A 20,036-nucleotide genomic window follows, 5' to 3' on the forward strand; every position below is an offset into this window, starting at 1 on the left:
ATGCCTGTCGATCTCGACAACAACGACGAGCCTGCAACGGACCGGCAGACCGCGGCACAACGGCGGGCGCTTCCGAACTTCATGGACGTCGCGGAGGCTGCGGCGGAGAAGTTCGGGGTGTGCGTGCGGCCGGTGACGATGCGCTCGTTCGACCCGCGGACCGGCAAGGTCGAGTACGTCGGCTCGCCGTGCAAGTCCACCGTCGCGTCGGTGTGCAAGCCGTGCGCGGACAAGGCCCGCTGGCTGCGGATGACCCAATGCCGCGAAGGCTGGCACGCCGAAACCGAACCGGTCGAGGAAACCCGCGACCCCTCCGACACCCAAACCGAGTTGCTCACCGCCCGCGCGGATCTGGCCCAGCAGTACCGACAAGCCCGCGACACCGGCGACGACGAAATGGCCGACGCCATCGGCGACCTGGTCGGCAGCCTGGACCGCGATCTCCGGGACTCCGGTTTCCGGGGCCCCATCCCACCGCTGGACCCGACCGAGCGTAAGCGGCGTTCCCGGTCGACCAAGCGGCGTCAGGACGTGCCGGACCTGCCGCGCAAGAAGGTCGAACGGCACACGATCGGGCGGCTGATCGGCGGCTACCGGTCATCGATGATGGTCACCCTCACCATGCCCTCCTACGGCGCCATCAACCAAGACGGCGCAGTGGACGCCGAGGGCAAGCCGTGCTCGGACGGCTCACCCCGCAACCCGGACAGCTACGACTATGCGCGGGCGGCGCGCGACATCGTGTTCTTCTCCAAGCTGGTCGATCGCTGGATTCAGAACTTGCGTCGCTGCGTCGGCTATGACGTGCAGTACTTCGCCACCGTCGAACCGCAGAAGCGCGGTGCCCCGCACCTGCATCTGTTGCTGCGGGGTGTGATTTCTCGGGAGATTCTGCGGATGGTGACCGCGGCGACGTATCACCAGGTGTGGTGGCCGCACTTCGACCCCGACAACGAGGTGTACTCGGGGGAGAAGATGCCGGTGTGGGACTACCGGGCGATGACGTTCGTGGACCCCGACTCTGGGCAGGCGTTGACCGGCTGGGACGACGCGATGGACGTGCTGGATGCGGTGGATGATCTGGAACCGGCGTACACGGTGCGGTTCGGGGCCCGCATGGATCCCGGCGATATGAAGGGCTACATCCCCGGCGACAAGGCCGACCGGGCGATCGGGTACGTGACGAAGTACCTGACGAAGTCGATCAGCGAAGTGCTGGAGACCGAGTCGACGCGCACCGCGATCCACTACGACCGGTTGCACGCGGAGCTCCAGCACACCCCGTGCTCGCCGCGGTGCGCGGTGTGGCTGCGGTACGGCATCGTCCCGAAGGGCGCCAGCGACAAAACAATCCCCGGCAAGTGCAAGGGCAAGGCACACCGCCGCGACACCCTCGGCCTTCCCGGCCGCCGCGTGCTCGTGTCGCGCCGCTGGTCGGGCAAGACGCTGCCGGATCACAAGGCCGATCGCGCGGAGTTCGTTCGGCAACTGCTGGCCTCCGTCGGCATCCACAAACCCGACACCAGCCACCTGATCATCCGACCCGTCGAACCCGGCGACCAGTCCGCGCCACCGCGGGATCACCTGATCCTGGCCGCGATCGCTCAACGCACGAAATGGCGAGCGGAATACACCAACGCCTTACTTGCGGCGGGGCCCCCAGCGCAGCAGGAACATTCGGCAATTCAGCAGGCAGCATAGGGGGGGTTCGATGGACACACGGTTGGTTGATGGCAAGTGGTACTCGACAGCGGAACTGGCATTGTTGCTCGGTATCGATCCGTCGAGCCTGCGGCGGTGGCGTACCGCGAATCCTCCATGTGGGCCTGCGTTCGTGCGGGTCTCTCCGCGGGTCGTGAAGTATGCCGCTGAGGACATTGAGGTCTGGTTGCAAGGTCGGCGCACTGATCCGTCCCAGGCGGCGGCGTAATGGCTGTGCGAGCGAATGTTCCTGTCGGCGTGCGGCTTTCGGCCGACATTGAAGAGCGGTCGGACTACGGTCGGCGTCCGTTCAAAGCGCGGGTTCGCTGGACTGATCCGGTGACAAAGAAGCGCCCCGCGGTCTCGGAGCCGTTCGAGACTCGGGAAGAGGCTGAGGCGTGGATTGCTCGTCTGGAGCGGAAGGCAGCCCAGGGGATCGACCCGAAGACGGCGACAATGCGCCTGTCGGACTATGGCGAAGCGAACATGGAGTTGGCGTTGCGGGGTCTGGAGAAGAAGACCACCGACCCGTACATGGCCGGCTGGCGCAAGCGCGTGGTGCCGACGCTGGGGCATCTTCCGGTGGCCATGCTGACCAATGGTGCGGTGGATCGTGCGGTGGTCGGCTGGATCAACGACGGCGCCGGTAAGTCGACGGTGAAGAACAGTCTCGCCGTGCTGGTGCGGGTGATGGAACAGGCTGTGCGGGACGCGATTCGGGAGACGAACCCGGCGCGGGTGCGTGGTTGGCAGAAGCTTTATCAGCAGATCGAGGACGAGTTGGATGATCCGCGGTCGCTGGCGTTGCCCAACTGGTCGGCGTTGGTGACGCTGGCTGATGCCCTGGTGGCTCGTTCTGCGGATCGGTATCAGGGCTGGGGTGATGTGGTGATCTTCGCTGCCTGCACAGCATCCCGCATCGGCGAGGTCTCCGGCTGCCGGGTCGGTGACATCGGTACCGATACCTGGACATGGCGAGTGCGGCGGCAGACAACGCCCGGACCGGGCGGCATGGAGGATAAGGGCACCAAAGGCAACCGGGCGCGCTACGTTCCGCTGATCGAAGAAGTTCGGCAACTGGTTACTCAGCGCATCGCGATCGTCGGCACCGACAACCCTGACGCTCGGCTGTTCCGCGGCCCTCGCGGAGGACGGATCGCTACAGGCGTGCTCCGGGATGCCACCCATTGGGATGAGGTCGTGACCAAGCTCGGCTACCAGCATCTGCGTCGGCACGATCTGCGACACACCGGACTGACGTGGATGGCCGATGCCGGGGTGAGCCTGCACGTGCTCCAAAAGATCGCCGGACATGCCGACAGCCGGACCACGGAGCGGTATCTCCACCCGGATCGTCGAGAGATCACCGGGGCCGGTGACAAGCTCTCCGAGCACTTGCGGTCCCGTTCTGGTCCCGCTCTGCGGGTGGTCGGCGAATGAAGAAAGCCCCTCCGACACTGGTCAGAGGGGCTTTCTCATCTGTCGGGCTGACAGGATTTGAACCTGCGACCACTTGACCCCCAGCTATCCCCGGCTCTCATTTGAGCACGTCACGCACGGTACGCGCACGGCCCGCAGACTTCCGACGCGCTGGCTGTGCAGGGACGCACGTAGCGTGTGGTCCCAAGTTGGTCCCAAGCACAGCTCGGACTACCTGCTGGGCGTTTGCCATGGCTGGCTACGGTTGAGACGGGTTCTCCACCTGCGTCTTTGGTATTGACTGCGTTGGTCGAGGTTCGCGCGCGAAAGCGGTCACGTCGCCGGGGCAGTCCCCCGTCCCTCACGCTCCGGCCGAGGGATCTTGCACGCATGTCGCACACCCGGGCTGCGCAGGTAAGCCCCATCTGCCCTCCTGGCTCCCCCGTCCTCCAGAATGGCGGGATGTCCGATGGTCAAGGTCTTTTCGAACGAACAAAGCGGTTCCTCGACGAGTGCTATCAGTTGCACCCTCGGGAGGCAGAGGAGCGGTTGCGACCGATCCTCACCGAACTGATGGCGGCGCAGGGCTTCGACATCCAGGCGAGGAGGGTGGGACGTGCGTCCGATCATGGACTGGACTTCGAAGGCGTTGCTAGGTCAGGTGGGCCACAGCAAGGACGCATCGGCATCGAGTACAAGCAATACAAGAACGAGCGACCGGCTGGCAGAGAGGTGGTTCTCCAAGCTATAAGCCTGGCTGAACGGACAAGGGTCGATCGAATGTTGTTGGTTAGCCCTACTGGATTCACCTCGGCAGCGAGAGCTCAAGCGCTTGGGCACATCGTCGGAGTCCAATTACTAGCGCGCGATGAACTCCAAGATCTCGCGCGCGCAGTTGACGAGATCACTCCGACTGAGCCGAAAATCGTCGCGGTAATTCGGCGGGTCAGCGAGGAATTCGCCAAAATAGTAGCGAGAGACCCCTCTGAACTTGATGCGCTTGAATGGCGAGATCTAGAGCGCATGATGGCTACGGTTCTCGATGGCCTAGGGTTTTCAGCCGAATTGACGCCTGGATCGAAGGACGGCGGCAAAGATATCGTCGTCGAACTAAACACGGAATCTGGCCCGAAGACCTATATTGTTGAACTGAAACACTGGCGATCAGGAAAGCGCGTCGGAGACAGTTCTGTCCGCGAATTTGTCAAGGTAGTCGCGCGGGAGCGTCGCGATGCAGGTTTGTTTCTCTCGACATATGGATTCACCGAGAACGCCTTCGAGTCATTGACGGAGATTGAAAGAACCAAGGTCAAATTCGGCGGAAGAGCGAAGATCGTAAACCTTTGCCGATCTTTCGTCAGGGCGGGGGCAGGGCTCTGGTCACCCGACGACCAAGGGTTAACGGACCTCCTTCTTGTTGATGCAGTTGAAGACCAAGGAACTTCTTAAGAGGACGCGCTTGAGATTGACGCATAGCCATCAAAACGGTCCCCGCCGAACTCTCCTCTTGTGGTCCATCTCTGCGCGTCCTATCGCTGCTAAACATCCGCACCCACCCCGTCACCCCTGCCGGAAACCGTCAGCTACGAACGCAGATCGGCCACGGCACTGAGCGCGGCCAGCCGCGCGAACACGCGACCGCCGGTCGCGCAGCTCTAAACGCAACATCTGCACCCAAACGCAACTACCCACTCACCCCCTTCTTTGTGGTCCCCAACTCACCACTTCCCCACCTACTTGACCCCCACTGGCTCTCCCCTCACCCGACCCCGATTCTCTAGGAACAGCGAAGCCCTAGAGAATCGGGGTCGGGTGAGGGGAGAGCCATGCGCCGAAGGCGCAGGTCAACGCGAGATCGAGGCGGGCCGTTCGGGATTGGTCGGGACTACCGCGTCCCGGGCCAATCCCGGGCCGATCCCGAGCCAATCCCGGGCCAGCTCCGAGATGGGGCAGGCAGAGTCAGAAGCGAACGACTGCAACGGTTTTGTCATCGTGCCGTTTCGACCGGGGGCGCAGCCGTCCATGTGGGTCTACTCCCGACTCCCATTCGGCGGCCTGCCGAAGTAGGTTCAACAGTTCGGGGTCGCCAGCAGCAGTTGCAACCTGCCGCCAGCCGAGGCCGACTGATGCGAGCCCATCCACCGCGCCATCGGTCGCAAGAATCACCCACTGCAACGTCCGGCCATCGCACGCGAAGGTGACAGCGTGACGAGCTGCGAGCGGATCGGTTGCGGCGATCCAGTATCCGCCGGGCTCGTTTCGGTGCAGTTGCTCGGATTGTTGCAGGGCACCGAGGATCGCCCGGTGTGTGTCGTCGTATCCGTAGCCCTGTCTCAAGCGCGATCTGTACTCATGAGATTTCGGCAGATCCAGCTGGCTCATCCTGTCGTCCGTGACAACCTGCTCGGTCCCATCCGAGCGGCCGATGACAACCGTTGAGTCCCCAAGCAGCAATAAATCAACCACATCGTCGTCGTATCGGTGCCGAGCGATAGCGACTGTGCAAGAGGGAGACACTTTCGCCATTGCGGGAAGGCGAAGTGTTGCCACTGTCCGCCTTATAGCTTCCTCCAGTACGGCATCCAGGGCCGTCGTGTGCGGTTCGGCCGTGAGGATGTCAATTAGCGCCGCGCCAAGGCACTCGGCGTACTGTCCACCCGTCGGTCCCTCGCTCGGTCGATGGGAAGTGGCGCCGTCCAACACAACGACGGCGTTAGCACTCATGTAGATGCGGTCTTCGTTTGAAGACCCCGGCAGCTGCGCCGATCTCAGCTCGAACCTGGTCTCCATGTCACCAAGGGTAGGGGCCAGCGATCAGGCGACTTTCCTCCACCCTGAAATCGTCGGTGAATTCGCACTGCACGACGCCGCTGACTGACTTGTCCTCGTTTCCCCTGAACAAGTCTGGTAGATGCTCGTCCAGCCAATGGACCACCCCCAGGGAACCGACGCTTGTGATTCCCGCGACGTGGACCGCGACCCTTGAGGCATGGGCGTGCCGAGCGAAGTACCCGACGTCGGAACGAACCGGCTTTGCACGACGATATGGGGAGTCGTACCGCGCGCCTCGTTTGGTGCTTTCATCTCTGATCCACCACCGCTGGTCCTCATCCTGGGTGAAGTCTAGGAATGGATCCTCATCGAGGAGTGCGCGGGCGACCGGGGCAGACTTCGGACCACAAATGACGACGACGTCACCGTCCGGAAGGTCCAGCTGCGTCGGCTCGATGGCGAACCGAGTTGAACTGAGCGATAGCCGCCCGAGCACAGATTCCACCGTTGCCTGCGTCGTCAAATCAGTCGCGTCGAAGAACGGTCGCTCACGTCCGTCCTCCATGCCGTATCGGCGAGGGATGCCGACTGAGACCGGCCCTACGCCAAAGAACGCTCTCTCTGCCGGAGGCGCGGTGTTCCTGATCTGCGTCACTCGCCCCTTGGTGATGCCGAGTTCCGCGGCAATGTCTGTGTAGTTGAGACCGAGTTCTCGGTGCGCCTCGTCGATCGCGACGCGTCGTAGCCGAGCGAGCTCGACGGCGCGCTGTTGATAGATGGTCATCAACTCAGTCGCGCGCCGCCCCCGCCGAAGCGGGTTGGGATCGCTCCGCACGGCGTCGAACTCATCACCTTCGGTCATAGGCAGAGTTTAGGCCCTCTTGACTCGACGCGATGATCGACCTACCCTCGGTTTACCCCCGCTAAATCGAGGCGGTCAACTTGGCCAACGTGGTTTAGGGGGGATAAATCAACCGGCCAAAGAGCCCCGGCGATTGCAGTCGCCGGGAACTCGGAGCCCCGCGGGTTGGCCCCCGCTCGGCTCGGTGCCTCAATCAGATTGGAGTCCTTGAAGCATGTCCAGTGTAGAGCGGCGGCGGCCGAACGATCGGTTGTGGCAGGCGATGACGGCGGCCGGGGTGAATTCGGAGCAGCTGGCGAAGAAGGTCGGGGTCGACCCGAAGACGGTGGAGCGGTGGCTCATGGACGGTCGTCCACCGTTTCCGGTGCACCGCCACGCAGTGGTCGAGGCGATCGGTTCGAGCGTCGAGGAGCTGTGGCCCGGTCAATCGCGGCGGCGTTCGCCGGACGCGAACGAGGGGTTGCGCGAGGCGATCTACCGGGCGCGACTGACGCCGGAGCAGGTGGCGGAGAAGTTGGAGGTCAACGCCAAGACGGTGGAGCGGTGGATCATGAAGGGCCGCCTTCCGTACTCGCGTCACCGGACGGCGGTGTCGGAAATGGTCAAGGTCCCGGAAACGCAGTTGTGGCCGGACGCCCATCGAGCACTGGAAACGCGGATGGCCGCGACCGACCCGACTCGGGTGTGGGATCGGTGGGCCGAGCAGCAGATCCAAGCCCAGGCCGCCGAGATGCGCCAGCAACTGGGACTCACCCGTCCACGCAGCGCCCGTGATGACGAACGCGCGCAGACCCTGGCCGATCACGCCGCGGCGTCAGCGCCGATCAAGGAAGCCGACATCCACCCGCAGCTGCACGCCGAGCAGGCGCAGCAGTCCACGCCGGTCGAGGTGCCGCGCTACCGCCCGCAGTACCAAACCATGGAGGAGTACGACCGGCTCCGCGCGTCCTGGCCCCGGGTGGAGCGCAGCCGATGACCGACCACAACAGGAAGATTCATGCGGCTGGGGGAGCTGCCGAACGTGACCGGCGCATCCGGGAACTACGTGACCTCGGAGCCACCTACCAGCAGATCGCGCGGCAGCTGCGCATCCCTGCCCGCAAGGTCGAAGTCGTGCTCGGCGAAGCGAATTCACTGCACGAATCCGGACACACCAGCAGGGAGATCGCCGAACGCATCGGGCTTCCACGCACGACGGTCCAGCGACTGTTTGCGGAGCAGTCTGGAAGGTCACTGTCGGCTCGCTCCACGGTTGCGGCGACCGCGCTGGTGGACATGTACGGCATGCAGGTGGATGTGCTGGGCTGGTTTCTGGACCTGCCGCGTACCACGGTCTACAACCTGGTTCGGCAGCTGCGTAAAGATCGTCTCGTGCAGTCGACGCTGGTCGAGGTCCAGGCCGGAGCGAAGTGGGTGGTGCCGACCGGCGAAACGGCCGCGTCGTACCTGGGTTGGCGGCCGTACACGGTGTGGAAGCCGACGAACAACCACTGCGAGCACTATCGCGCGGTCGCCCAGGCCCGGATCATGCTCAACGGCTCGGACCTGACCAACTGGATCTCCGAACGCCGCTTGCGGCACGAGGCCGAAATGGAGCGGCGCCAACCCCGTTCCCGCACCGCCACGCTCGGGCACATCCACGACGGCCGGTTCCTCGGCGTCGTCGACGGAACCTACGGGTGGTGGGCGGTCGAGGTCGAGTTGACCGCCAAAAGCGCCGCCAACATGGACAAGGCCCTGCGTGGCGCGATCTGGGCCGCCCGCGACGCACAACCCACACCCATGACCGGGGTCCTGTACCTGTACCGGGGCCGGGAGGTGGAGAAGACCATCATGGCCGCCGCCGAGCGGCTTCCGGCCGCGTTCGACGACCTGGATATGCAGCTGGTGGCGCGGGACTTCGACCGCGACTGGAACCGCTTCCTCACCCACCGCAAAGCCCTGCGCGCCGCCAAGAACACCGCACCCGGCGCTATCCTTCCCGCCTCTTCCAAGGACCTGCCATGACCCTCTATGCCCGCGATACCGACGACTACTTCTACGCGACCGGCCGCGAGTCCCGCACCATCTATGCCCTGGTGCAGCACCGTGCGATGCAACCTGATGTGCTGGCCGAGTTCCTCGGCACCGGCCGCAACCACGTCTACGAAATGCTGGGCCGGTTGCGCGCCGGCGGAATGGTGCACCCGCTGATGAAGGTCCACACCGGCCCGAAGTGGATCGTGCCGACCCGCGCGGCCGTGGTGCGGGTGTTCGGCCACCCGATGCCGGACTGGCAGCCTTCCCGTTTGTGGTCAGCCCGTGGCCGTGCCATCGCCAAAGTCCGGATCGCGTTAGGCGCGACCGGGTTCTACGACTGGCGCTCGGAACGGGAACTGCGCTACGACAACCAATACCGCGGTGCGTTCCCCTACGACGGGCAGCTGACCCTCGGCGGCGCAACGGTCGGAGTCAAGGTCGACGTCGGCAACTCGACCACGCCGAGCAAACTCGCCGAAACGCTGGTGCGCACCATCCGCACCGCCACCGACCTGTGTGACGGCCTGCTGTACGTGTGCACCGGAGACACCGAACCAGACACCGTACTGCGCACCATCGACACACTCACCCGCCACGGCGTACTCGACAACGGTGCACTGACCGTCGCCGCCGTCGACTACGACGACCTCACCGACCCGAACATCCCGGTCCTCACCCCATGGGGCGTCGCATGAACGCACCACTACGCACCACCGATGTGACAGCAGGCGACACGGTGCGCACCACGTGTGACAGCAGGCGGCACAGCGGTGCACAGCAGGCGACAGCAGCCGACACCGACAACCGAGCCGTGGATATCGCCAGGTCACAGGGCTACGCGCTCGGGACATGCGAGACCACCGGCCAGCACGCAACGACTGGAGTCGCCGCCGACCCGACCAACTGTGACACATCAAGCGACAGCGTGTGCACCAGGGGCGACAGCGTGCGCACCACGCAACGCACCAGTCGCGACAGCGGTGCGCACCAAGCGACACCCGCCGGTGCGCCGCGCACCAGCCCGCGCACCGGATGTGACAACAGCGCACCGGACGCACCACCCACCCTCACCCAGCGCACCACCACCCGAACCACCGCACCGCACCGAAACGGAGACACCACCATGACCACCGAGAATTTCCTGCAGGCGGCCGACCTCGAAGGCCTCACTGGCATCCCTGCGGCTACCTGGCGTTACTGGGCGCACAAGGGCGTCGGCCCGGCGAGCTTCAAACTCGGTCGTCGCCGCGTCTATCGCCAGAGTGTGATCGAAGCGTGGATCGCCGAGCAGGAAGCCCGCACTCAGACCGGGGGAGTGGCGTAACCATGAACGGCGACGAACAGCGGCAGCAGCTCGACGAGTCGGCCTGGTACACAACCGAAGAGGTGGCGGTGTTCCTCCGTGTGGATGCCTCCAGTCTGCGCCGTTGGCGTACCGCTCGTCCTCCGCAAGGTCCTCCGTTCGTTGTGGTCTCCGATCGGGTGATCCGCTACAGCGGCGCAGACTTGATCGCTTATCTGAAGAACAAGCGCATCGATCCGGCGGCGGCGTGATGGACGGCCAAGTGCAGCTGATCCCGCTCGGGGTCTCGATCCGCGGTGACATTGAGTTCCGTGGGAAGGCTGGCGCGCACCGGGCGCGCGTGCGGTGGACCGACCCGGCGACGAAACGGCGGACCTCCAAATCGGAGTCCTTCAGCACCCGCGAGGAAGCGGAGGCTTGGATCGAACGTATCGAGCAGGCGACCGCTCGTGGTGTCGACCCGAAGACCGCGACGGCCACGCTGGCGGAGTACGGGAAGGTGCACTGGGATACCGCGATGCGCGGTGTGGAGCCCAAGACGCTTGATCCGTACCGCGCGGGCTGGCGGCTCCGAATCGTGCCGACGCTCGGACACCTGCCGGTGACGATGATGACGACTGGCCTCGCCGATCGGGCGGTGTCTGTCTGGATCGCGGACGGGTGCGGCCAGTCCACCATCAAGAACACGCTCGCCGCGCTGGCGCGGGTTTTGAACCAGGCCGTCCGCGATGAGGTCATCGACCGTAACCGTGTCGACGTGACGGGATGGCAACACCAGCTCGCGCGGCATGAGGACGAACTCGACGATCCTCGGGCGCTGGCGCTGCCGGACTGGGCGACACTGCAACAGCTCGCTGCGGCGCTCGTCGACGCGTCGGCCGGTCGGTATCAGGGATGGGGCGACGCGGTGGTGTTCGCCGCGTGCACGGCGACCCGAATTGGTGAGGTCTCCGGGTGTCGGGTGCGCGACATCGACACCGATCAGTGGGTGTGGACGCTTCGGCGCCAGACCACTCCCGGCCCTGGTGGAATGTTGGACAAAGGCACGAAAGGCAAACGGGCGCGGACGATGCCGCTCATCGCGGAGATACAGCCCGTGATCCTGCGCCGGATCAACGCCGCTCGCGCCCGCGTGAACTCCGACCGTGCTCTGAGAGACGCGAGCGACGACGACCGGCGAGAAGCGATGATGAACGCGCGGTTGTTCGTCGGGCCGCGGGGCGGCCGGATCGCGACCGGCGTCCTGCGGAAGGCAACGCACTGGGATGAGGTTGTCGCGCAGCTGGGCTACGAGCATCTCCGGCGGCACGATCTGCGACACACCGGACTGACCTGGTTCGCCGACGCGGGCGTGCCATTGCACAGGTTGCAACGGATCGCCGGACACACCGATCCACGGATCACCCAGCGATACCTACACCCGGATCTAGAAGCCCTCCGGGATGACGGGAACAGGCTGTCACAGCACCTACAGGGCAGTTCTGGTCCCAAAGTGGTCCCAAGTCTCCGGGTAGCCAGATAGCAGAAAACCCCTTCCGACGCTGGTCGGAAGGGGTTTTTCTCTGTCGGGCTGACAGGATTTGAACCTGCGACCACTTGACCCCCAGTCAAGTGCGCTACCAAACTGCGCCACAGCCCGTTGCGTCCGCTGTGCGGGCGCTCGAAGAGATTACCGCACGAGGCTGGAGGGGTGCTAATCGGCTGGTCAGAGGGGGTTGAAGTGTTGGGCTGGCCGGGGTGGATCGCCGGTGGGGAGGGGTGGCGGTCAGCGGTAGTCGTCCGCGTGGTCTACGGCCCATTGTGCGAAGGTGCGGGCGGGTATGCCGGTGACCGACTCGGAAGTGGGGCCGACCGGGCTCGGTTCCGAGCCGGCCTTCGCCCACATGTCGAGGACGGGGCGGTAGTAGACGTCGGCTGCTTCCTCATAGGTCAGTTCGATCAGTCGGACCGGCTCGCCCAGGGCGGCGGCGATGGCGGCGACCTGCTGGTGGTGCGACAGGGATTCGGGGCCGGTGAGCGGGTAGGTCTTGCCCGCGTGGGAGGGATCGTCGAGCGCCGCGATGGCCGCGTCGGCGATATCGGCCTCGTGGATGGGGGTCAGGTGCAGGTCGGGGAAGGGGACGCGGACGACGCGCTCGGCCTTGATGGTGGGAAACCAGGTGCGGGCGTTGGCGGCGAAGGCTCCCGGCCGCAGGACGGTCAGCGGCAGGCCGGATGCGCGCAGCGGGTTCTCGACCGCGAGATGCCTTGCGCCGATGGGATTCTGGTCGTTCTCGGCCGCGATGGACGACAGCAGCGCGATGTGGGCGACACCAGCGGCCTCGGCGGCGTCGATGAAGTTGCCGATGCCTTCCGCGGCGGCGTAGCAGAAGACCTTGTCCACACCCGCGAGCGCGGCGGTGACCGATTCCGGGTCGGTCAGGTCGAGTCCGACGAGTTCGATATCGTCCGGCACGGTGGTCTCGGCGGGGCGAGAGCTGGCCGCGCGCACCGGTTTTCCGGCCGCGCGCAGCTGGTCGACGACGGTCCGGCCGACGAGACCGCGAACGCCGGTGACGAGGTAGGTCATGAAATATCTCCTTCGGAGCGGGAATCGGTGAGATGGGCGAGAATGCGGCGCAACTGTTCGCCGTAGCGCTGCTCGAATTCGGCGGTCTGGGCCTCCACGCCGAACAGTTCGCGAACCTGGACCGGCAGCAGCAGTGGGGCGATGACCATCCCCATCACCGCGAGCTGGAACGCGGCCGGGTCGAGGTCGGCGGCGACCTCGCCGCGCTCTTGCCGGCGCGTGGTCTCGGCGATGTCGGTCTCGGAGATCGGGTGCGTACCGGTCGGCGCGGCATCGGACAATCCCCGCCACATGAGCAAGCGGATGCCGCGGGGGTCGCGCAGACCGTCGCGGAGATAGTTCGTGACCACCTCCGCCAACGGCAGCGCCGGATCGCTGAAGGCGGCCTCGCGCTCCAGCCAGTTCTGCTGGAGCGCCCGGTAGAGACCTTCCTTGCCGCCGAAGTAGTAGGTGATCAACTGCTTGTTGACACCGGCCCGCTGGGCGATGTCACCCACCCGTGCACCGGCGTAGCCCTTGGCGGCGAACTCCTCCAAAGCGGCCTCCAGCAGGCAGCGTTTGGTGCGTTCGGCGTCGCGGACGCGGTGAGCGGGATCAGGTGTGCGGTGTGTCGCCACATACTCAGATTAGGTCATTATTTTACAAATGGCTAATTGTTTTAGACGCTCGGTGGATAGTCGAGGTGCGTTGCCTCGCACCGCGACCCGCCCCGTCGCTGTCAACCGAACGCCAGGGGTGGAGACGCCGGAAAGGTCACCGGAACGGCCGCCGGTGCGCGGTGGAAGGAGCTCGGCAGCCACTCCAGCTCGTCGGCGGGCACCGACAGCCGGATCTCTGGAAGGGCGTCCAGCAGTTGGTCGAGCGCTTCCTGGACGATGACCATGGCGACCGACTGGGCGGGACAGGTGTGTGGCCCGGCGCCCCAGGCCAGGTGTGACCGGTTGCCCTGGCGCTCGCCTGCCACCGCCGCGGGATCGTTGTTGCACGCCGCCAAACCGATCAACACCGGTTGGTGCTGGGGCAGCCACACATTCCCGACGATCTGCGGCTGGTTCGGGTATCGCACGCAGGAATTCGCAGTGGGAGGATCGGTGAACAGCACCTCGTCGATGGCGTCCCGGGTGGACAGCGCTCCGCCGAGCAGTTCGCCGCCGAATCGTTCATCGGTCATCAGCAACAGCACGGTGACCGCGATGAGGTTCCACGTCGGTTCGGCGCCCGTGGTGTACAACGAGGCCATCTGCTGCACGAGTTCGGTTTCGCTCAACCGAGCCGGATGCTGTACCAGCCAGGACGCCACATCCGCCGCGGGCGCCGCGCGTTTGGCCGAGATCACCTCGAGCATCGCCGCGGCGAGCGTTCGATGGCTCGCCTCCGCCGAGGCCTCGTCGGCGGCGTCGCGCAGGCTCATCATCGCCGTGTAGGCGTTCTGCCGGACCTCCGGCGGGAATCCCAATACCTCTTCCAGCACCCTGACGGTGAGCGGGATCGCGTACTGGCTGAGCAGATCCGCCGAACCGGCCGCGCAGAAACCGTTGATCAGCGACAGCGCGGTGCGTTCCACGGTGTCGCGCAGCGTGTGCAGGTCGATGCGATCGAGGCTGCCGGTGACGGCGTTCCGGTAGCGAGCATGCTCCTCTCCCGCCGTCCGCGACGCGTCCGGCCGCCAGCGCATCGCCCACGGCACCGGACATCCTTCCGGCACGTTCTGTTCCCATTCGCTGGGATCGGCCGAGAAATGCACGGCGTCGGTGAGCACGTCCAATGCCGTGCGGTAATCGATGATCAATGTCGCGGGCACCTCCGGCGCTACTTCGACCGGGACGAGCGGGCCGTGATCGCTGCGCATCCGCCGGTATGCGGCGTGCGGGTCGGCCGCGAACTCGTTCGAATACAGCTTCACCCGCGCGCACCGTGGCGATCGAAGGGCAGCGCAAGAGACGAGGGATCAGTCAAGACAGGCTCCTGGAAAGGAAATGCACGATCGAGAGCGGAATCCGCACGACTTCTCTGGCGTACGCGAATCCGGCCCTGCGCGGAATAGCCGGGTCGGCTACCGAAGGAAAGCGTGTGCGAGAGACCGACGACACGCAGTGGGTGAAAATAGTCGCAGGCCTGCCGACCGGATCGTGAATCCTGGCGATCCGTGTACCCGGTGCCACCTCGACACTTCTGAGCTCCCCTGCTTACGCCGCCGGCATTCGGCGCCACGGCCGAACCCGGCCGTCATACCGACCGGTCTGCCAAAAGTGTTCGACCGCAGCGTAATTCGCCTAACAAGGGGAGCATACCCAGGTCTGTCGCCCTTCGCAGCGCGAGCAATTCGAGACAGTCATGCCCCGCGAGACATTCGCATCCGCGAGGTTCTGCCCGGGCATGAATATTTGTAAACGCATCTCTAACAAAGCGTGAACTGATCACCCCCGACGTGGTGCGTCAAACCATGACACTCGTGGGCGACGACTGCGCAGGGGCCTGCACGACAGTCAATTTCGAACGTTTGCGCAGCGTGAATCCCAGCGTCTCGTACAAATGGATCGCCGACGTATTGCCGGCGGAAGCGTGCAGAAACGGTGTCTCACCCCGCGCGCGGATGCCCGCGCCGACCGCGCGGACCAGGCGCGTGGCGAAGCCGCGGCCACGGAATCCGCCGTCGGTGCACACGGCGCTGATCTCGGTCCAGCCCGGCGGGTGCATGCGCTCTCCGGCCATCGCCACCAGCGTGCCGTCGACCCGCAGCCCCAGATACGTGCCCATCTCGATGGTGCGCGGAGCGAATGGGCCGGGTTGGGTGCGAGCGATCAGCTCGAGGATCTCGGGCACGTCCGCCGCGGTCAGCGGTTCCAGTTCCGGGTCGTGGGCGACGCGCAGGGCGGTGCCGTCCATCTGCACCGAGTCCATTTGGTTCAGGACCGTCCAGCCCTCGGGCGGCACGTGGCCGTAGCCGCGCAACGCGGTGCTGCCGCCCGGCCCGAGAAGTGTGGCCAGGTCGGCCCAGTCTCGTTCGTCCAGCACCGGCGGGTGGCCGACGAACCTGGCGACCTCCGGGTCGTAGCGGCCGATCCGGCCCACCCAGCCGGCGAACCGGCGGTGTTCGCCACGCAGCGACGCCCGCACCGGGTCGTCGAGCGGGTGTAGCGAGGTATCGACGTCGACAATCGAATCAGTGGTCACCGCGCACTCCTCCACAACAGCGTCCGACGAGAGAACGTTAGCGAGGCGCACGATCACCCGACACGGGTTGCGCTCACCGCGATTCCGACGCATCGACCCGCGTGGAGGCTCGGGCGGGTCATCGCGCGTGTGTCGAAACCATCGACGTCTGCTGCGTATTCGCGCCGGTGCGGAAGTCGGGCGCGAACGCCGCCACTGTCGCCAGGGCCGAGGCCGCGAAGCACAGCAGCACCGCCCAGCCCAGTGACGCCGACGACGCGGTTCCACCGAATGCCAGTAGTACGCCGGTGGTGAGGGCGATGCAGAAGGTGGCCGACAGTCGCTGCGTCAACTGCAGGAAGGACGCGGCCACCCCGTGCAACGACGAGGGTGAGAACGCCAGCGTCACCGCACGCAGCGGCGGCTCCACCACACCGCTGGTGAGACCGCAGGCGACTTGGATCGCGGCCAGCACGAGGAACAGAGTCCACCCGTCCAGGAACAGTGTCGTGGCGGCGGTCGCCGCCATGCAGGCGGTTTGGACGACGAGCCCGTAGGCGACGACCACGGACCCGTGGACCGCGAAAAGCCGTTGCCCCCAACGCGCCGCGAAGATCCGGGCCAGCGCGGAGGGAATCAGTGCCAGCGCGACCACCAGCGCGGGGATCTTGTGTACCTGGAGGAAGTACACCGTCTTCACCGTGGTGAACGCGAGCATCGATCCGAACCACAGCAGCGCCACCACATTTCCCGTGACGTAGCCCCGGGAGCGCATCAAGGGCGGCGCGAACAGCGGCAGACGGCCGCGGCGGGCGTATGCGCGCTCCCAGAGGGCCAGTCCGATGACGAGAAGGCCGCTCGCGACGACGATGGCGGCGACCGCTGGGGCGGGGAGACCCGGATCGATGACGGGGATCGTGACGATGACGACGAGCAGCCCGAGCGCCGCGATCCCTGGAAGGTCCAGATCGGTCGAGCGGCGCCCACGGACGTCGCGAGGGAGCCCGCGGAGGCCGAGCGCGACCGTCGCGAGCGTGAACGGCACGGGCAGCACCAGTACGGCGCGCCAGCCCAGATCCGGCGGCAGCATCCAGAGTGCCGTTCCGGCGAGGACCGGCCCGGCGATCGCGGCCAGCGCGCCCGCGGTGGTGTACGCCGCGAGAGCGCGCAGGCGGGCGGCTCCGGTGAAGACGTCCTGGATGACGCCGAGCACCTGCGCGCTGATCACCCCCGCGCCGAAACCCTGCACCAACCGGCCCGCGATCAGCGGCCACGCGCCGGGGGCGAACGCGGAGAGGACGGCGCCCACGAGGAAAAGCCCGAGTCCGGCGACGAACAGGTTGCGGCGGCCGTACGCGTCGCCGAGCCGCCCGGCGGGGGCGAGCCCGAGGCCGAAGGTCAGCGAGTACGACGCCAGGTACCACTGCACGTCCGAGTTCGCCAGACCGAGCGTCGACCGTACGTCCGGCGCCGTGAAAGCGACCGCCGCGGAGTCGAGCAGCGTCGCGAAGCCCGCCCCCAGGCAGCACCAGAGAGCGGCAGCCCGATCGCGGATGACCGGTGGGCGGGTGACCGAGGATTGCGGTGAGTGACTCAACTCGGCGCCAGTCCCGCACCGCCGTCCGGCCTGATCCGGCCGCCGGTGGTCGTCGCATGCATGCCGGAAGTATCGAGCCGCGACGAATCGATCGGAAGCTTTAGGATCGCCCCGATCTCATGGCCGATGGCCCGGCATGCGCGCCGGAGAGGCGCCGAATCACACGCTTTCTTGACCTGCCGGTCGAAAACTATTACGGTTTGCATCATGGGCAGGCCGCGCAACTTCGACCCCGACACGGTGGTGGAGCGGGCCATGGAGGCGTTCTGGACCCATGGGTACGCCAACACCTCGCCCGCGCAGCTGGCCGAGGCCACCGGGGTCGGCAAGGGGAGTCTCTACCACGCTTTCGGTAGCAAACGCGCGTTGTTCGACCAGGCTTTGAATCGCTACGACCGGCTCGGTGCCGAGCTGGCCGCCGAGATCCTGTCCCGCCCGGGTTCCACTCGCGACTGTCTGGCCACGTTCCTGTGCGGTCTGGTGGATTCCGACCTGGCCCAGCCGGTTCGGCGCGGCTGCTTGGCGGTGAACACCGCCATGGAACTGGGCGGACACGACCCGGAGATCACCCGCGCGGTCCGCGCCATGCAGGACCGCGTGATCGGAGCGTTGGAGGCTCGCATCGATCAGGGGCGGCGCGACGGTGACGTGCGCGCCGAGGCCGACCCTCGGGCGGCGGCCGAATTCTTGATGAACACCATCGTCGGCCTGCGAGTGATGGCCAAGACCTACGATGCGCCCACGTTGCATCGCGTCATCGATACCGCTTTGACCAGCCTCTGAATTCCGATGCCCGACCGTCGGCCCGCTTGCTGCCCACATTATTGACCTGTAGTTCAAGAAAGAAAGGTTCCCTCATGGATCTCGAACTGTCCGGCAAGACCGCCGTCGTCACCGGCGCCAGTCGCGGCATCGGCCTCGCGGTGGCGGAGGCATTGACCGCCGAAGGTGTCCGAGTGGTCGGCGCCGCGCGCACCATCACCCCCGAGCTCGAAAAGGCCAGTGTCGCGGCCGTTCCCGTCGACCTCTCCACTTCCGAGGGGGCGACTCGGTTGATCGATGCCGCCCTCGAAGAACTGGGCGGCGTCGATATCGTGATCAACAACGTCGGCGCGGTGAACGCCGCGCGCTTGGAGTTGGGCGGATTCCTCGAGGTCGAGGACGCGCAGTGGCGCGAGCTGTTCGACCTGAATCTGTTCAGCGCGATCTGGGTCACCCGTGCGGCCCTGCCCAGCCTGCTGGAACGGCGCGGCTCGATCGTCACCATCTCATCGATCAACAAGCATCTGCCCGCAGCGGGCCCGGTCGGTTACAGCGAGGCCAAGGCCGCGTTGACCGCGCTCACCAAGCGGCTCAGCGAGGAGTTCGGGCCGCGCGGAGTGCGGGTCAACACCGTCTCTCCCGGCGTGGTCGGCACGCCGCTGTGGCGTGGACCCGACGGCGTCGGCGCCAAGTTCGCTGCCGCGCAGGGGCTTTCGCAGGAGGAACTGCTCGCGGCCGTGCCCGAGCAGTTCGGCATCGCCTCCGGCCGGATCAGCGAGCCGGAGGAGGTCGCCGCTCTCGTCGCCTTCCTCGCGTCACCGAAAGCCGCGAATATCGTCGGTGCGGACTACGTCATCGACGGAGGCACCTTGAAGATCGCCTGACGAGGTCCGCGGCGGGAGTGCTCTCGTGCTCCCGCCGCATGGTCTCCCGGGTCGAATGCGTTCGCGCACTTGGTATCACGAGCTCCGCCGGTATCTATCGCGTCCGGAAGCGTCAGCGTGTAGCGTGGCTGGCCGGACGGCGCGGATAGGAGCGGACTGGTGCGTGTCCATCATCTGGATGCCGGGGGAACTCGTCCCTTCGGAGGCCGTTTGTTCGACGGCCGGCCGGGGTTTCGGCGTACGGCCGCCGGAGCTTGCCACTGTTTGTTGATCGAGCACTCCGCTGGATTGGTCCTGGTCGACACGGGTTACGGCGAGCAGGCGCTGTCGCGGCCGGATGTCTGGGTGGGGCGTCAACTCATCCGGCAATCGAATCCGGTTCTCGACCAGCCGATCGCACGGCAGATCGAGGCGCTGGGCTTCTCCCGCGACGACGTCCGCGACGTCATCGTCACGCACCTCGATCTCGATCACGCCGGTGGCCTCGCCGATTTCCCGCAGGCCACCGTGCATGTGCACCGGGCGGAACTCGATGCCGTCGCGGGCCCCTTCGGCAGGCGCGAGAAGTTGCGGTATCGGCCGGTGCAATTCGAGCACGGACCCGAGTGGTCGGTGTACGACGAAACCGACAGCGACGCGGAGCGCTGGTTCGGGTTCCAGGCGGTGCGTGAACTGCGGGGGCTGCCGCCGGAAATCCTCATGGTTCCGCTGGCCGGACATACGCGCGGTCATGTCGGCGTCGCTGTCGACACCGGAAACGGCTGGCTGTTGCACGCCGGTGACGCATACACCTATCACGGGCAGATGCGTGCGAAGCCGTCGATGCCGTTGGGCGCGCGAATCTTCCAGTGGTACGTGGACACTCGGCGACAGTCCCGCATCGAGAATCAGCAGCGGCTACGGGAACTCGTCCACGACAACGGCGACGCGGTGACGGTCTTCTCCGCTCACTGTGCGACGGAGTTCGAACGACTTCGCGGTTGACACCCGACGCC

20 protein-coding genes and 1 tRNA gene are annotated in these 20,036 nt (G+C 66.0%); 13 read left to right on the forward strand and 8 right to left on the reverse strand.

Annotated elements, in window-relative coordinates; translation table 11 throughout:
* The 4 genes from ACFV2O_RS17285 (at position 1) to ACFV2O_RS17300 (ending at position 4,569) form a co-directional block, all read left to right on the forward strand.
* Positions 1-1,701, forward strand: a complete 1,701-nt coding sequence (locus tag ACFV2O_RS17285; protein WP_379252852.1) for a replication initiator — start codon at positions 1-3, stop codon at positions 1,699-1,701.
* 10 nt (positions 1,702-1,711) lie between these two features.
* On the forward strand, positions 1,712-1,930 hold the full coding sequence (locus ACFV2O_RS17290; RefSeq protein ID WP_280240656.1) for a helix-turn-helix domain-containing protein: 219 nt from the start codon (positions 1,712-1,714) through the stop codon (positions 1,928-1,930).
* Complete coding sequence (gene xerC, locus ACFV2O_RS17295) at positions 1,930-3,141, forward strand: tyrosine recombinase XerC (RefSeq protein WP_379252644.1); 1,212 nt, start codon at positions 1,930-1,932, stop codon at positions 3,139-3,141. Before ACFV2O_RS17290 ends, xerC (ACFV2O_RS17295) begins: the two co-directional genes overlap by 1 nt.
* Positions 3,142-3,582: 441 nt before the next feature.
* Positions 3,583-4,569: a restriction endonuclease gene (locus tag ACFV2O_RS17300; RefSeq protein ID WP_379252645.1), complete on the forward strand. Its 987-nt coding sequence runs from the start codon at positions 3,583-3,585 to the stop codon at positions 4,567-4,569.
* Between the two features lie 510 nt (positions 4,570-5,079).
* Here the strand turns inward: ACFV2O_RS17300 and ACFV2O_RS17305 are convergent.
* Positions 5,080-5,910, reverse strand: coding sequence for a protein phosphatase 2C domain-containing protein (locus tag ACFV2O_RS17305; RefSeq protein ID WP_379252646.1), 831 nt, complete (start codon positions 5,908-5,910; stop codon positions 5,080-5,082).
* Between the two features lies 1 nt (position 5,911).
* Positions 5,912-6,754 (reverse strand): sigma-70 family RNA polymerase sigma factor, encoded by an 843-nt coding sequence (locus ACFV2O_RS17310; protein WP_379252647.1) that lies wholly within the window; start codon positions 6,752-6,754, stop codon positions 5,912-5,914.
* A 214-nt stretch (positions 6,755-6,968) separates the two neighbouring features.
* On the opposite strand from ACFV2O_RS17310, the gene ACFV2O_RS17315 reads away from it, so the two are divergent.
* Genes ACFV2O_RS17315 through xerC (ACFV2O_RS17340) form a run of 6 tightly spaced genes read left to right on the forward strand, consistent with a single transcriptional unit; the run spans position 6,969 to position 11,598 of the window.
* On the forward strand, positions 6,969-7,730 hold the full coding sequence (locus ACFV2O_RS17315; protein WP_379252648.1) for a helix-turn-helix domain-containing protein: 762 nt from the start codon (positions 6,969-6,971) through the stop codon (positions 7,728-7,730).
* Positions 7,727-8,761, forward strand: a complete 1,035-nt coding sequence (locus tag ACFV2O_RS17320) for a hypothetical protein (protein ID WP_379252650.1) — start codon at positions 7,727-7,729, stop codon at positions 8,759-8,761. Before ACFV2O_RS17315 ends, ACFV2O_RS17320 begins: the two co-directional genes overlap by 4 nt.
* A complete protein-coding gene (locus tag ACFV2O_RS17325) occupies positions 8,758-9,468 on the forward strand; it encodes a hypothetical protein (protein WP_379252651.1) in 711 nt (236 codons plus the stop codon). The genes ACFV2O_RS17320 and ACFV2O_RS17325 overlap by 4 nt, the downstream gene beginning before the upstream one ends.
* Entirely contained in the window at positions 9,465-10,097 is a 633-nt protein-coding gene (locus tag ACFV2O_RS17330) for a helix-turn-helix transcriptional regulator (protein WP_379252652.1), read from the forward strand. The genes ACFV2O_RS17325 and ACFV2O_RS17330 overlap by 4 nt, the downstream gene beginning before the upstream one ends.
* Before the next feature lie 2 nt (positions 10,098-10,099).
* Complete coding sequence (locus tag ACFV2O_RS17335) at positions 10,100-10,327, forward strand: helix-turn-helix domain-containing protein (protein WP_379252653.1); 228 nt, start codon at positions 10,100-10,102, stop codon at positions 10,325-10,327.
* Positions 10,327-11,598: a tyrosine recombinase XerC gene (gene xerC, locus ACFV2O_RS17340; RefSeq protein WP_379252853.1), complete on the forward strand. Its 1,272-nt coding sequence runs from the start codon at positions 10,327-10,329 to the stop codon at positions 11,596-11,598. Before ACFV2O_RS17335 ends, xerC (ACFV2O_RS17340) begins: the two co-directional genes overlap by 1 nt.
* A 43-nt stretch (positions 11,599-11,641) precedes the next feature.
* Here xerC (ACFV2O_RS17340) and ACFV2O_RS17345 read toward each other — a convergent pair.
* The 6 genes from ACFV2O_RS17345 to ACFV2O_RS17370 all read right to left on the reverse strand — a co-directional run bounded on the left by ACFV2O_RS17345 (position 11,642) and on the right by ACFV2O_RS17370 (position 17,395).
* A tRNA-Pro gene (locus ACFV2O_RS17345) sits at positions 11,642-11,715 on the reverse strand.
* Between the two features lie 126 nt (positions 11,716-11,841).
* Positions 11,842-12,645: an SDR family oxidoreductase gene (locus ACFV2O_RS17350; protein ID WP_379252654.1), complete on the reverse strand. Its 804-nt coding sequence runs from the start codon at positions 12,643-12,645 to the stop codon at positions 11,842-11,844.
* Positions 12,642-13,262 carry a TetR/AcrR family transcriptional regulator gene (locus tag ACFV2O_RS17355; protein ID WP_379252655.1) on the reverse strand — a complete coding sequence of 207 codons (621 nt, stop codon included), beginning with the start codon at positions 13,260-13,262 and terminating at the stop codon, positions 12,642-12,644. The genes ACFV2O_RS17350 and ACFV2O_RS17355 overlap by 4 nt, the downstream gene beginning before the upstream one ends.
* Before the next feature lie 101 nt (positions 13,263-13,363).
* Complete coding sequence (locus tag ACFV2O_RS17360; RefSeq protein ID WP_379252656.1) at positions 13,364-14,548, reverse strand: cytochrome P450; 1,185 nt, start codon at positions 14,546-14,548, stop codon at positions 13,364-13,366.
* A gap of 533 nt (positions 14,549-15,081) precedes the next feature.
* Complete coding sequence (locus tag ACFV2O_RS17365) at positions 15,082-15,819, reverse strand: GNAT family N-acetyltransferase (protein ID WP_379252657.1); 738 nt, start codon at positions 15,817-15,819, stop codon at positions 15,082-15,084.
* A 118-nt stretch (positions 15,820-15,937) separates the two neighbouring features.
* On the reverse strand, positions 15,938-17,395 hold the full coding sequence (locus tag ACFV2O_RS17370; RefSeq protein WP_379252658.1) for an MFS transporter: 1,458 nt from the start codon (positions 17,393-17,395) through the stop codon (positions 15,938-15,940).
* A 207-nt stretch (positions 17,396-17,602) separates the two neighbouring features.
* Between ACFV2O_RS17370 and ACFV2O_RS17375 the strand changes: the two genes are divergently transcribed.
* From ACFV2O_RS17375 to ACFV2O_RS17385, 3 genes are all read left to right on the forward strand, one after another.
* Positions 17,603-18,178, forward strand: a complete 576-nt coding sequence (locus tag ACFV2O_RS17375) for a TetR/AcrR family transcriptional regulator (protein WP_379252659.1) — start codon at positions 17,603-17,605, stop codon at positions 18,176-18,178.
* Between the two features lie 74 nt (positions 18,179-18,252).
* Entirely contained in the window at positions 18,253-19,041 is a 789-nt protein-coding gene (locus ACFV2O_RS17380; RefSeq protein ID WP_379252660.1) for an oxidoreductase, read from the forward strand.
* A gap of 159 nt (positions 19,042-19,200) precedes the next feature.
* On the forward strand, positions 19,201-20,025 hold the full coding sequence (locus tag ACFV2O_RS17385) for an MBL fold metallo-hydrolase (protein WP_379252661.1): 825 nt from the start codon (positions 19,201-19,203) through the stop codon (positions 20,023-20,025).
* The last annotated feature ends 11 nt before the right edge of the window (positions 20,026-20,036 follow it).

The sequence above is a fragment of the Nocardia sp. NPDC059691 genome, assembly GCF_042733915.1.
Classification (GTDB): domain Bacteria; phylum Actinomycetota; class Actinomycetes; order Mycobacteriales; family Mycobacteriaceae; genus Nocardia; species Nocardia sichangensis.

Bases quoted from the DNA above. Each gene is read 5' to 3' on its own strand.
- ACFV2O_RS17305 (WP_379252646.1), bottom strand. From the start codon at position 5,910: ATGGAGACCAGGTTCGAGCTGAGATCGGCGCAGCTGCCGGGGTCTTCA.
- ACFV2O_RS17315 (WP_379252648.1), top strand. From the start codon at position 6,969: ATGTCCAGTGTAGAGCGGCGGCGGCCGAACGATCGGTTGTGGCAGGCG.
- xerC (WP_379252853.1), top strand. From the start codon at position 10,327: ATGGACGGCCAAGTGCAGCTGATCCCGCTCGGGGTCTCGATCCGCGGT.
- ACFV2O_RS17330 (WP_379252652.1), top strand. From the start codon at position 9,465: ATGAACGCACCACTACGCACCACCGATGTGACAGCAGGCGACACGGTG.
- xerC (WP_379252644.1), top strand. From the start codon at position 1,930: ATGGCTGTGCGAGCGAATGTTCCTGTCGGCGTGCGGCTTTCGGCCGAC.
- ACFV2O_RS17285 (WP_379252852.1), top strand. From the start codon at position 1: ATGCCTGTCGATCTCGACAACAACGACGAGCCTGCAACGGACCGGCAG.
- ACFV2O_RS17320 (WP_379252650.1), top strand. From the start codon at position 7,727: ATGACCGACCACAACAGGAAGATTCATGCGGCTGGGGGAGCTGCCGAA.
- ACFV2O_RS17310 (WP_379252647.1), bottom strand. From the start codon at position 6,754: ATGACCGAAGGTGATGAGTTCGACGCCGTGCGGAGCGATCCCAACCCG.
- ACFV2O_RS17335 (WP_379252653.1), top strand. From the start codon at position 10,100: ATGAACGGCGACGAACAGCGGCAGCAGCTCGACGAGTCGGCCTGGTAC.
- ACFV2O_RS17375 (WP_379252659.1), top strand. From the start codon at position 17,603: ATGGGCAGGCCGCGCAACTTCGACCCCGACACGGTGGTGGAGCGGGCC.
- ACFV2O_RS17380 (WP_379252660.1), top strand. From the start codon at position 18,253: ATGGATCTCGAACTGTCCGGCAAGACCGCCGTCGTCACCGGCGCCAGT.
- ACFV2O_RS17290 (WP_280240656.1), top strand. From the start codon at position 1,712: ATGGACACACGGTTGGTTGATGGCAAGTGGTACTCGACAGCGGAACTG.
- ACFV2O_RS17350 (WP_379252654.1), bottom strand. From the start codon at position 12,645: ATGACCTACCTCGTCACCGGCGTTCGCGGTCTCGTCGGCCGGACCGTC.
- ACFV2O_RS17325 (WP_379252651.1), top strand. From the start codon at position 8,758: ATGACCCTCTATGCCCGCGATACCGACGACTACTTCTACGCGACCGGC.
- ACFV2O_RS17300 (WP_379252645.1), top strand. From the start codon at position 3,583: ATGTCCGATGGTCAAGGTCTTTTCGAACGAACAAAGCGGTTCCTCGAC.